This is a genomic window from Brevundimonas sp. LPMIX5 (assembly GCF_003576505.1).
Lineage (GTDB): Bacteria > Pseudomonadota > Alphaproteobacteria > Caulobacterales > Caulobacteraceae > Brevundimonas > Brevundimonas naejangsanensis.
In genome coordinates, this window is the sequence record NZ_QWTZ01000018.1 from 11,925 (window position 1) to 23,630 (window position 11,706).

Consider the following 11,706-nt stretch of genomic DNA (forward strand, 5'->3'; position numbering starts at 1 on the left):
CATACAATCATATAATCTCAGATCAAGAGCTGGCGCGGTTGTCAGCCGAAGTGCGCGGAGGGAGCAGGGCATGAGTGAGGAATCGATCGTCCGGGAGGACGTCGCGGAGATGGTCGGAGACTGGCGCGGTTACGTGGAGGCCAAGCTGGGCTTCCGAAACCACTGGTACCCTGTCCGCTTCTCGAACGAACTGGGCGAGGGACAGCTTCAGGTTGTCGAACTGCTCGGAGAACGGCTGCTGATCAAGCGCATCGACGGCGTTGTCTATTCGATGCGGGACCGATGCCTGCACCGCGGCGTACCGTTGTCGCAGAAGCCGGACTGCTTCACCAAGGACACCATCACCTGCTGGTACCACGGCTATACCTACCGGTTCCAAACCGGCGATCTGGTCAACATCCTGGCGGTCCCGGACAGCCGCTTGATCGGTCGGCGTAAAATCGTCACCTATCCGGTGGAGGAGGCCCAGGGGCTGATCTTCATCTTCCTCGGCGATGAGGACATGGTTCATCCTCTGGCCCGTGATGTGCCGCCCGGCTTCCTCGACGAAGACCTCATGGTCCTGGGCAAGCACCGCGTGGTCGACTCGAACTGGCGCCTGGGAGCTGAGAACGGTTTCGACGGCCTGCATATCTTCATCCACAAGGATACGACGCTGCGCCACTACCGCACGTTCAACTTCCCGATCGGCCATACGCCGCGCCCGGGGGCCGTGCAGGTGGTCGAAGATGAAGAGGGCCCAAAGGGCGTCACCGACGACTTCAGTCAGCACGATCCGGTTTGGGACGGGGTGATCGACGGCCAGGTCGTGATCAGCGGCCCCCGTTCAGAACAGGTGCACGGGACCTCGGCCTCGGTGGGCACATCGATCTGGCTGCCTGGCGTACTCAAGGTGGACAGTTTCCCGAACCCTGGCCTGACCCAGTTCGAGTGGTATGTGCCGCTGGACGCCAAGCGCCACCTCTATGTCCAGACCATCGGCAAGAAGGTTCAGACCGAAGAAGATCGCAACGCCTTCGCCAGCGACTTCGAGAGCATCTGGAAGCCGCATGGCCTGGACGGCTTTAACAGCGACGACATCTGGGCGCGCGAAGTGACGGAACCCTTCTACGCCGACGACTACGGCTGGGTCGATGAAATGCTGTGCGAGCCCGACAGCACACTGCTGGAGTGGCGTCGCGTGGCGAGCCGGCATGGACGGGGCATCCAGACGCCGGAGAAGCTTCGGTGAGGGGGGGCGACGATATGCATTCGAAGTTCATTCAGGCCGGAGGCGTCCGTACCCACTATCTGGAAGCCGGCGAGGGCGACCCGCTGGTCCTGGTCCACGGCGGCGGCGCAGGCGCGGATAGCCGCGGCAACTGGAGGGCGACCATCGCTCATTTCTCCAGAACGCGTCGAGTCATCGCGCCGGACATGATCGGCTTCGGTCTGACTGACAAGCCGGATCCCGCCGGCTATCTGTACGACCAGCCTGGCCGCAACCGACACATGGCGGATTTCCTCGACGCCATGGGATTGGTCGGCGTGGACATCGTCGGCAATTCCATGGGCGGGGCGACCGCGATCGGCGTGGCGCTGGACCGCCCCGATCTGATTGGCCGGATGGTCCTGATGGGGAGCGCAGGCCTGCCCATCCCTGAAAAGCCGTCGCCGCAGTTGATGCACAACCTTCAGTATGACTTCACGGTGGAGGGCATGCGCCGCGTCATCGGCGGCCTGACGGCGCCGGGTTTCGTCCCGACCGATGAGATGGTGCGGTACCGTTTCGACATTGTTGACGATCCGGCCTCGCGCGCGGCTTTGGCGGCGATAAATGCGGAAACCCGCAAGGGTACGCTGAACTACGCCGAGGAACAGCTCCGCACGATCAAGCAGCCGGTTCTGGTGGTGAACGGCAAGGAAGACGGCGTCTCCATCCTGCCCCGCGCCTATCGGTTCCTCGAACTTCTTGAGAACAGCTGGGGCCATATTGTCCCCCACTGCGGTCATTGGGCCATGATCGAGGCCCCGGACGACTTCAACGCTGCGGTTGAACGCTTCCTGACGCGGGAGGTCTGATCGTGGGAGGGGAGGCGGCGCCGGCCGCCATCCACGCCCTGATTGAGCACCTGGTGGCGACGCCGACGGATCGGACGCTGATTCAGACGGACATCGACGGTCTCATGGACCGTTTCGGAGTCCCTCTCGAACAGCGTGCGGTTCTTCGCCAGGGCTCTCGCGATGAGCTTTCGGCCATCGGCGTGCACGGGAACTATGTGATCAAATGGCTGATCTGGTCGAAGCGGCCGACCATGCCTTTCTTCCCGATCAGTCACTATTTCGACAGGAGGGAATGATGGGACGCATTGTCGGCGGCTTCGCCATGTCGCACGTCTTAGGCGCGCCCCAGGGCGTTGAAGCGCAGTCCGAACGGGTTTTCGCAGGCATGAAGCGTCTGGGAGCTCAACTGCGTGCGCTCAAACCCGATGTGCTGGTGATGATCTCCAGCGATCATCTCAACAACTTCAGCCTCAAGCGGCCTATGCCGGTCGGGATCGCCGTGGATGACGCCTTTACGCCCTACGGCGACATGGGTCTTCCTCTCCATCCGATCCGGGGGGCGCCGGATTTCGCCCGGGGCCTCGTCAAGGCTCTGAAGGGCAGGGCAGTCGCTTTCAGCGAGGTGAGGCCCGATCATGGGATGATGATCCCTCTGGGCATTGTCGATCCGGACCGCAACCTGGCGGTGGCGCCCTTCTACCTCAATACCGTTTTCGCCGAGGCGCTGGAGCCAGCCCAGTCCTATGACCTAGGCCGCCGACTGCGCGCCTATGTGGAGACGTCGAGGCCTAAGAACGAAACCGTGGCGATCCTGGCAGGCGGGGGGCTGTCCCATTGGCTCGGCGTGCCGGAGGAAGGCCGCGTCAACGCCGAATGGGACGAGGACTTCATCGCCGACCTGATTGAGGGACGCGGCGACGATCTCGCCCGTCTCTCCAACGCCGAAATCCTGCGCGAGGCGGGCAATGGCGGGCTTGAGGTCAATGCCTGGATCGCCCTGGCCGGGGCTATGCCCGGTTGTCGCGGAGAGCGTCTCTTCTATGAGGCCGTGCCGGAATGGGCGAGCGGCATGGGGGGCGTCGCGCTCACGCCCTGAACCTGACAGCACGGGTGAGAAAAAAGGCGGGCGGAGTTCTCTACTCCGCCCGCCTTTCTTTATTGCGGCTTTGGCTCAGGCGAGATGAGCGTCGCGTCGTTCGAACAGGGCGCTGTCCGCGAACCCGGCCGTCTCAGGACGTCCCTTGCCGAGCATGACCTGCAGGAAACAGGGGGCGTCGGAGTCGTTGACATAGCCATGAATGACGCCGGGCGGGCAGGAGATCATTTCCCAAGGTTTCAGGGTCTGCGACAGTCGGCGGCCCGCCTCGTCCTCGATGAAGACGACGCATTCGCCCTGAAGGACGAAGAAGACCTCCTCCACCTCGTGGGTGTGCGGTGCGTTTCCCTGGCCGGGAGGAACGTTCATGATCGACAAGGTGAAGGCTCCGGCGGGAATCACGCCTGCGTCGTCGTGCTTGCCGGAAGCGCCGGCGCCGACGAAGCGATGCTGGGCGCGATGATAGCCTTCGATGCTCGCGTCCGAGAAGGCGTTCCAGTCGGCCAGGGTGTCGCTGAAGCGTTTGACGTAGCGTCCCATGATGTCTTCCAGAGACGCCTCGACGAGATGGGCCGGGCGGGCGTGACGAGCGATATGGTCCATGTCGTTGTTTCCTCTAGAGGACGGCTTCGGCGGCTGCGAAGCTGTCGATCATGCAAGATTTGCGGATGAAGGCGTCGTGCTGGTCGGGGTCGGCCGAGGCGTGGCGGATGTCCTGGAGCTTGGCGGCTCGAACCTCCGGATCCTGCTCTTCCAGCAGCGTCTTGTTGGCGATGCTCTGCGACTGGACGCCGTCGATCTGGGCCTTTCGCCGCTGGCGCGTGTAGCGATCGAGGAGCGCCGCGGCGTCAGCCTTGTCGAACCAGATCGCGGCCAGCTTGTCGGCCAGGTTGACGGCGTCGTGGATGCCGCCGTTCATGCCCATGCCGCCGACCGGATTGTTCACATGAGCGGCGTCGCCCGCGAGGATCACCCGACCGAGATTGAAGGTTTGGGCCACCCTTTGATGCACCCGGTAGATGGCGGTGGTGACGATGTCATAGGCGCCGGGCTTGGGACAGAAGCGCTGCAGTCGGGCCTCCACCGCCTCCGCCGAGGTCGCCGCCTCATCCGTGGTGTCGGGATCGACGGGGCTGACGGCGCGCCACATGCCTTCGCCGTCCTCGCCGCGCGCCATGAAGAGGTTCATCCAATCATTGGGTGCGGAGAAATAGTTGCGATTGGAGATGTGTGCGCCGAGCGTCGAAAAGTCGTGGCGCGTGTCGATCTTGAGGAAACGCTCCGGCCAGGTGAAGCCCTCGAATTCGATGCCCGCGAGCTTGCGGACCGTGCTGCGCCCGCCGTCGCAGCCGACGAGATAGCGACCGGTCAGGCTGATTGGGCGCCCGTCCGGATCGCCAATGATAGCCGTCACGCCCTGATCGTCCTGCGAGAAGCTGAAGAGTTCGTGACCCATAAGAAGTTCGACGCCTTCATCCGCCTGGAGGCGCTCGAGAACTGTTTCGGCGATCTTCCACTGTTCCCATTGCAGGACATAGGCGTGCTTGGGCGGGGACTGCATGGCGCGAAGATCAAAACGGCCGACGAGTTGGCCCGAAAGCCGGTCCAGATAGTGGAAGACGGGTGAAACCAGGCCCTGATCAAGGCCCGCCTCCAGAAGCCCGAGTCGTTCCAGCATGGCGATGGTGGGCGGATGGCAACTCGCGGCCCGGCAGTCGTGATCCGGGCGCGGCAGCTTCTCGATCAGGGCGACCTTGACGCCCGCCTGGCGCAGCGCCAGGGCCAGCACCGATCCGACTGGGCCGGCGCCGATGATTAGAACGCGATCGTCGACAGACATCTTCAAACCCTCCTGCTCAAGGCAGGATAGGAAGCCTATGTTTGTATGACAATCATAAAATATTAGATAGCGTCGTCCTTGGCCGCGAACTTCTGTTCGATCGCGAGCCGGGCGTTTCGGATATGGGCGACGTAGGCTTCGGCGGCGGCGTCCGCATTGCGTTGAACCGTCGCCTCCACGATGGCTCGCCACTCTTCCATCCCGCTTTCAAGGCGACCCGGCGAGGACATGGCGGCAAGGCGCAGATAGCTCACGCGATTAAGCAGCTGTACGCCCGTATCGCGGTAGACCGGACTGCCGCAGTGGGTCAGGAAATGCTCATAAAGACGGGTGGCCTCACGCGCCAAGGCGAGAGCATCACGCTTTGCGAAGGTCTTGCGCATGATCGCCCAGGATTCGGAGACCTGCTTCATGGCGGCGGCGTCCGCTGCGGCGATGAAGCGCCGCAGGGCGACCGGCTCGACCATCTCTCGAAGCTCATAGATGTCGTGGGCGTCCTGCACCGTCAGGATGGCGACGCTGATATTCCGTCTCGGACCGACGCGGATAAGGTTCTCCGCCTGCAGCTGGCGCATGGCTTCGCGAACTGAGGTCCGGCTGACCCCGAGAGCGTCGCAGAGCTCGCGCTCGACCAGGCGGGCGCCGGGCTTGTACAGGCCGGCGGCGATCGCGTCTCTCAGTTTGCGCGCTGCGTGCTCGCGGACCAGCGTCGGCCCCTCTTCGATGCGCAGGTCTTCGGTTTCCATGAAGCTCTCTCAGGCGCGGGTTTCGGCGAACCGATCCGCATGGGTGAACATCGCTATCGTCTTAACACCCGGCAGTAGCAGCACAGGCAGACCCGCGTCCAATCTGACGCATTGAAGCAGGCTGTAGGCCGTAAGGGCGGACGTTTTGGGGTTGCTCGGCGCGGCAAGCGCCAGGACTTCGAATCTGAACCGGCCGAAGGCTCCTTCCGCCTCGATAACGCCGAGGGGATCGGTCACCTTTCGCGACGACACCAATTTGACCTGGGTCCGGTCAGGGCCGAGGGCGCTGAGCGCCACGGCGATCGCGACATTGGCGTTCTTGGGATAGTCGCGCGCGGCCTGCCGGGCGGATCCTTGGAAAAAGACCACTTCCTCGACCTCGTGATCCAGGTCGATCGTCTGTTCCGCCAGCGTCCCGCGCCACGCATGAGGCGGCTTGTAGGAGAGGTAGGTGACCGCGTCGACGCCGGCCAGGGCGGCTGCGGTCAGGCCATCCAGGCCCGCCACGGCCCCTGCGCCAAGCAGAAGGCGCCCGCCGCCTTCCGCTTCTGCCTGGGTCAGATCGGCGAGCACCGCGTCGTCTGACAGGATGCCGATGGACGACAACAGCACGTCGATCCCGGCTCGCAGCAGGGGGCGGCAATAGGCGAGGGCGGCCTCATGGCCGGCACACTCGATCACGACCTCGGGGCGCGCCGCGATCAGGGCCTCTACATCATGAACCGCCGCCGGTGCGGATCGGCCCGGGCGCACCAGAACAGCGACAAGCCGATCAGTCTCGCCGAGACGTTTCAGGCAGGCTTCGATCTCCGCGCCGATGGCGCCATAACCAATCAGGGCGAGACGGGGCAGGGCGATTGTCGTCATAATATTTTGTATGACGATATTACGGAAGAAGTTCAACCGGCTGCGGACTTGTGGAATTCTTCCAGGGCGTCCAGGAACCTCAAAGTCGCCGTTTCCGCGCTATCGGGCGATTGGGAGCGCACAGCTTCTAGGATTTCCTCGGTGGCCGCGAGCGTGCGTTCACGGTTGGTCGGATCTTCGAACAGGCGAAGGCGCAGAAAGCGGAAACTGTCGTCCACAAGCGCCGAGCATCGGCGGAGCGTCTCGTTCGAGCAGGCCTCTTGCAGGGCGCTGCGGAATTCTCCCTGGGCGATCGCAAAGGCGCGGTGTCGACCGGCGCGGTGCGCCGTCCGAGCCCGGTCAAAGGCGGCTTGAGCTTGGCGAAGGTGGTGAGGCGTCGCCTCCATCGCCGCGCGTCGGGAAACTTGGACATCCAGCATCCGACGGACTTCCAGCCGGTCGAGTATCTGTTTCAGATCCGCCTTGTTGAGCGCGTAGCCGCGATCCAGAGGCACGAGCACGCCCTCGCGCGAGAGCTGAAGCAAGGCTTCGCGTACCGGCGTGCGGGAGACGCCGTATCGCGCGGCCAGTTCCACTTCCACGAAGCGATGATCGGCCGGGAGCAACCCGTCCTCCAGATCGGCGCGCAGCCGATCATAGACCTGATCGCGAAGGCGCAAGGGGGCGGGGATGCGGGCGCTTTGCGGCAAGTCGGTGCTCTGAAGTTACCAAGATTTGAGAGATCGGCTGTCCAAGCGGCCCAGGGAGCGATTGGACAGCTGAGACATACGGTATACGGCATACAGTGCAAATCAACGGTCTTGCGGCGCCATCGTCCGCAGCCCGCATGTCTCAGAGGGCGGAATGTACAAGAGCATCACGGTCGAACCTTTGACGCCGCGCATCGGCGCCATCATCGGCAATGTCGATCTGAAAGCGATGAGCGATCAGCAGTTCGACGAGGTCCGCCAGGCGATCGGCGAACATCAGGTCATCTTCTTTCGCGATCAACCGCTTGATCCGGCGTCGTTGAAAGACGTCGGACAGCGTTTCGGGCCGCTCCAGATTCATGCGCTCAAAGGCCTGCCGGATCATCCGGAGGTTCGTAAGCTGCACGCGGATGAGAACTCCAAGCACGTGGCCGGCGAAGAATGGCATACGGACATGTCCTGCGCCGCCGTCCCGCCGATGGGCAGCATCCTTTATCTGCACACCCTGCCGACCCTAGGCGGAGACACGGCCTTCGCTTCGATGTATGCGGCTTACGACGCGCTTTCGGATCGTATGAAGGCCTATCTCGAAGGCCTGACGGCGACCCACGACGGTCGCTTGGCCTTCGGCCGGTTCGATCCGGAAGGAAAGTTCCCGATCGCCGTGCATCCGGTCATCCGCACCCATCCGATCACGGGCCGTAAGGCGCTTTACGTGAACCGCGGGTTCACGGCGCGCATCAATGAACTGGATCAACCGGAAAGCGATGCGATCCTGAAGTTCCTCTTCGACCATTGCGCCAATGAATACTTCCAGGTGCGTTTCCGCTGGGAGCCGCACTCGGTCGCCTTCTGGGACAATCGATGCACCCAGCACTTGGCCATCTGGGACTACTACCCCCAGGTCCGCTCCGGATACAGGGTGCAGATCGAGGACGGCGACCAGACCGTCGTCTGACGCCAGAAGTCCGAGCGGCCTGGAGCCCCGTCGCAATCCTGCGGCGGGGTTTCCTCGTTAAAGCATGAAGGCTGGGCTAGGCCGCCGTTGCGGCATCGGCGGGGCACAGGGTTACGGGCAGAGCTGACACGGCCTCCGCCGCCTTGGCGAGTTGGAGGAGGTGACGTGTTCGGGCGCGGGGATTGAATCTCTGCTGGCTTCCGGAAATGGACACGGCCGCCCATACATGACCCTCGCGGTCACGAAGCGGAATGGCCAGGCAAGCAAGTCCTTCGATGACTTCGCCGTCTTCCATCGCCCAGCCCTGGCGCCGGACCTCCGCAAGTTCTTCGCGTAGATGCGCGGGGTCGATGATGGTTCTTGGGGTGAGCGCGACAAGTGCTCCGGCCGCCAGGTACTGTTCCAGATCGGCGTCCGCCAGAGACGCGAGCAGCACCTTGCCGACGCCCGAGCAATAGGCTTCCAACTGCATGCCTTCGCGTGTGAACACCCCTTCGCCTGCCTTGCAGACGTAGGTGACCATCTGGTCTTCGAGGACGCCGAGGTGGGCGGTCATCCCGGTTTGGCGTGAGAGAAGGCTGAGGATGGGGCGGACCAGATCGGCGAAAACGCGCCGACGCGGCATCGCTTCTCCGATCTCCAGCAAGGCGGGGCCCGGGAGATAGCGGCCGGCTTGCTGGCGAATGATCAGGCCGCGGCTTTCAAGAACCGCGCCGAAACGCCGCGCGGTGGAGAAGGGCAGGCCCACATCGTCGGCCACCTGGGCGAAGGGGCGTCGGCCTTGATCGGCGCCTAAGGCGAGCAGGAGGTCCAGCGCTTTGTCCAAGGTCCGCGAATTGAGTTGGGTCATGAACTCTCACCTCTTGAGAACCGGTTTGAGGGAAGTGTTGCCCTAATATGAAAGTCGTGACTACCTCACATCGTCATATCGTCACACAAAGTCGAGGGGACGGAGTGGGCGGGAAGGCGGACGTGGTCCTCAGCTAGGAGGGCCACGTCATCTCCTGAGAGGCAGGTCACCGGGTTCGCCTGAGGACTTGTTCAACAGCACGGGGTCGAGAGGGGATCCGATTGCCGACAAACTGGTCATCGCCGCATCAGAACGGCGAGGCCGCGTCGACATCAGTGAATGTTTTCGACCGCCGCACAGAGGGTAAAGCGGTGGAAAAAACTCATAAGTTCATGCTCCTGACCGCATGCTCGGTCGCAGCCATATCCGCGTGGTCGAGCGCGGCCATGGCCCAATCAGAAGAGGCCGAAGGTCAGCGCGCCGCTCAAGTGAGCGATGTCGTTGTGACCGCGACCCGACGGGAAGCAAGCACCAAGGACACGCCCGTGGCCGTCGTGGCGCTGACCGGGGCCGCCATCTCGGAAACCCAGGCGTTCAGTATGGACGCCGTCACCCGTTTGAATCCATCCGTTCAGACGAACAACCGCGGCATCGGCGATAACCAGATCATCATCCGGGGGGTTTCGTCGTCGGGCAAGCCGACGGTGGGGCTGTACTTCGATGAAACGGTCATGACCGGCATCGGCCTGGATGGCGGCAGTGACAATCAGCCCAACATCCAGCTTCATGACATCGCGCGGGTCGAAATTCTGAAGGGTCCGCAAGGGACTTTGTTCGGCGCCAGCTCGATGTCCGGCACGATGCGGATCGTCACCAACAAGCCCGACCCATCGGGGTTTGCGGCCGGATTCAGCGCGTCTGCGGCGACAGTCTCCGACGGCAACCCGTTTTACCAGGGCGATGGCTATCTCAACCTGCCGTTGGTCGAGGATAAGCTGGCGATCCGGGCCGTAGGCTGGGCGGACAGCGGCGGCGGCTATATCGACCGCGTCGGGCCGCTGGAAGCCGAGAACGTCAATGACCAACGGGTTACGGGCGGCAGGATCATGGCCTTGGCTCGACCCAATGACCGCATTACCTTGACGGGTACGCTTCTGCGGCAGAAGCAGGAAGCGGACGGGTCCCAGTATTTCGAAAATGACCTCGGACCCTATCGGACTTCGGCGCCGACTCAGGAGAATTTCGAGGACACCACGGATGTCTACAGCGCTGTCGCGGACATCTTTCTGGATCACGGCACCCTGACCGCTTCAACCTCGTTGCTGAAGCGCGACATGGCCTTCCTGCGTGACAGCACGCCTACGGCGCGCCGTTTCGGCATTCCGGGCGTTCTCGCCTACAGCCAGGGCCAGGAGCTGAGCAATCTGTCCACGGAACTGCGATACGCCTCTGATCTGGACGGTCCGCTTCAATATGTGATCGGCGGGTTCTACAGCAAGCAGGAGTCCGACACCTATTCCATGGCGGTCCTGGCGGACCCCGCCACAGGTCTTCCCCCATGCGTCACCGTAATGGAATGTCGCGCCAACGGCTTCGCCACCTCCGACATCAACTCCGCCCGCACTGTGTCCACGGTGGACCAGTATGCGCTTTTCACGGAATTGACCTACCAGGCGACGGACAAGCTGAACCTCACCGGCGGCATTCGCTACTACAATGCGGATATCGGGGAGTTCAAATCAGTCTCGCAGGCCCTCAGGTTCCCGACCTCGCCGGTGCAGACGGTTGATCGGATCGCGCTCGACCAGTCGAGCCGCGAAGACAACATCAGCTACAATTTCGCCATGTCCTACGCGATCACGCCGGACACCACAGCCTACGCGCGGATCGCTTCCGGCTTCCGCCCGGGCGGCGTCAATGATGCGGAAGGCGCGGCGCAATATGGCGTCACGGTGCCGGCCGCCTATACGTCTGACGACCTGTGGAACTATGAAGTCGGTGTGAAATCCTACCTCGCCGATCGACGCTATTATGTCGAACTGGCGGCCTATCATATCGACTGGTCCAACCAGCAGGTATCGGTCACTGACCCGGGTGGGACCTTTGCGTTCATCGCCAATGCGGGCAAGAGCGCCGTCGACGGCGTCGAAGCCCAGATCACGGCCCGCCCGTTCGAGGGTCTCTTCATCAACCTGGGCGCGACCTACACCAACGCCCGCTTGACCGCGGACCTTCCAAGCACCGCCGAAACGGCGGGCGAAAAAGGCGATCGGATTCCCTACTCTCCGAAAATCTCCTACGCGGGACAAATCTCCTATGAAGCGCCTTTGGGCGCGGACGCGACGTGGCGCATCGGCGCCAACTTCAACTATCGCGGCTCCGCCTATACCAGCTTCAATGACCAGGATCCCAACATGGCGCGGCTGGACGATTACTTCCTGCTGAACCTGTCGGGCGGGGTCACCTACAAAGGGTGGACCGGCGGAGTCTTCGTCGAAAACGTCGCCGACGCCGTGCCTGAGATCGGCTTGCGCGTCACCGGCGACGGTTTCCGCGTCTACACGACGCGCCCCCGGACGGTCGGCCTGCGCCTGAGCCGAGAATTCTAAAGTCGCAGACGGACAGGGGGGGCGCTAGGCGGTCCCCCTGTCCTGTGATCCTTTGTTCTTTTGGTTCA

At 63.0% G+C, this 11,706-nt stretch carries 12 protein-coding genes; 6 read left to right on the top strand and 6 right to left on the bottom strand.

All coding sequences use genetic code 11. The features are described 5' to 3' along the window. The first annotated feature begins 70 nt into the window (after positions 1 to 70). Genes D1604_RS14540 through D1604_RS14555 form a run of 4 tightly spaced genes read left to right on the top strand, consistent with a single transcriptional unit; the run spans position 71 to position 3,139 of the window. Entirely contained in the window at positions 71 to 1,231 is a 1,161-nt protein-coding gene (locus tag D1604_RS14540; RefSeq protein WP_119413875.1) for a Rieske 2Fe-2S domain-containing protein, read from the top strand. 14 nt (positions 1,232 to 1,245) lie between these two features. Further along, entirely contained in the window at positions 1,246 to 2,061 is an 816-nt protein-coding gene (locus D1604_RS14545; protein WP_119413876.1) for an alpha/beta fold hydrolase, read from the top strand. A 2-nt stretch (positions 2,062 to 2,063) separates the two neighbouring features. Continuing rightward, positions 2,064 to 2,339 carry a hypothetical protein gene (locus tag D1604_RS14550; protein WP_119413877.1) on the top strand — a complete coding sequence of 92 codons (276 nt, stop codon included), beginning with the start codon at positions 2,064 to 2,066 and terminating at the stop codon, positions 2,337 to 2,339. Further along, entirely contained in the window at positions 2,339 to 3,139 is an 801-nt protein-coding gene (locus D1604_RS14555) for a protocatechuate 3,4-dioxygenase (protein ID WP_119413878.1), read from the top strand. Before D1604_RS14550 ends, D1604_RS14555 begins: the two co-directional genes overlap by 1 nt. A gap of 75 nt (positions 3,140 to 3,214) precedes the next feature. Here the strand turns inward: D1604_RS14555 and D1604_RS14560 are convergent, their stop codons facing one another. From D1604_RS14560 to D1604_RS14580, 5 genes are all read right to left on the bottom strand, one after another. Continuing rightward, on the bottom strand, positions 3,215 to 3,742 hold the full coding sequence (locus tag D1604_RS14560) for a cupin domain-containing protein (protein ID WP_119413879.1): 528 nt from the start codon (positions 3,740 to 3,742) through the stop codon (positions 3,215 to 3,217). Positions 3,743 to 3,755: 13 nt separating this feature from the next. Then, the gene (locus D1604_RS14565; RefSeq protein ID WP_119413880.1) at positions 3,756 to 4,979 is read right to left on the bottom strand and encodes an FAD-dependent oxidoreductase; all 1,224 of its coding nucleotides are present in this window, start codon (positions 4,977 to 4,979) and stop codon (positions 3,756 to 3,758) included. A 62-nt stretch (positions 4,980 to 5,041) separates the two neighbouring features. Continuing rightward, complete coding sequence (locus D1604_RS14570; protein ID WP_119413881.1) at positions 5,042 to 5,725, bottom strand: GntR family transcriptional regulator; 684 nt, start codon at positions 5,723 to 5,725, stop codon at positions 5,042 to 5,044. Between the two features lie 9 nt (positions 5,726 to 5,734). Then, positions 5,735 to 6,592, bottom strand: a complete 858-nt coding sequence (locus tag D1604_RS14575) for an aspartate dehydrogenase (protein WP_119413882.1) — start codon at positions 6,590 to 6,592, stop codon at positions 5,735 to 5,737. A 32-nt stretch (positions 6,593 to 6,624) separates the two neighbouring features. Further along, entirely contained in the window at positions 6,625 to 7,281 is a 657-nt protein-coding gene (locus tag D1604_RS14580; RefSeq protein WP_119413883.1) for a GntR family transcriptional regulator, read from the bottom strand. A 154-nt stretch (positions 7,282 to 7,435) separates the two neighbouring features. Between D1604_RS14580 and D1604_RS14585 the strand changes: the two genes are divergently transcribed. Next, positions 7,436 to 8,239: a TauD/TfdA dioxygenase family protein gene (locus D1604_RS14585; protein ID WP_119413884.1), complete on the top strand. Its 804-nt coding sequence runs from the start codon at positions 7,436 to 7,438 to the stop codon at positions 8,237 to 8,239. A gap of 76 nt (positions 8,240 to 8,315) precedes the next feature. Here D1604_RS14585 and D1604_RS14590 read toward each other — a convergent pair whose 3' ends face one another. Then, positions 8,316 to 9,089, bottom strand: coding sequence for an IclR family transcriptional regulator (locus tag D1604_RS14590; RefSeq protein WP_119413885.1), 774 nt, complete (start codon positions 9,087 to 9,089; stop codon positions 8,316 to 8,318). Positions 9,090 to 9,310: 221 nt separating this feature from the next. On the opposite strand from D1604_RS14590, the gene D1604_RS14595 reads away from it, so the two are divergent. After that, a complete protein-coding gene (locus D1604_RS14595; RefSeq protein WP_199683822.1) occupies positions 9,311 to 11,638 on the top strand; it encodes a TonB-dependent receptor in 2,328 nt (775 codons plus the stop codon). Positions 11,639 to 11,706 lie beyond the last annotated feature (68 nt).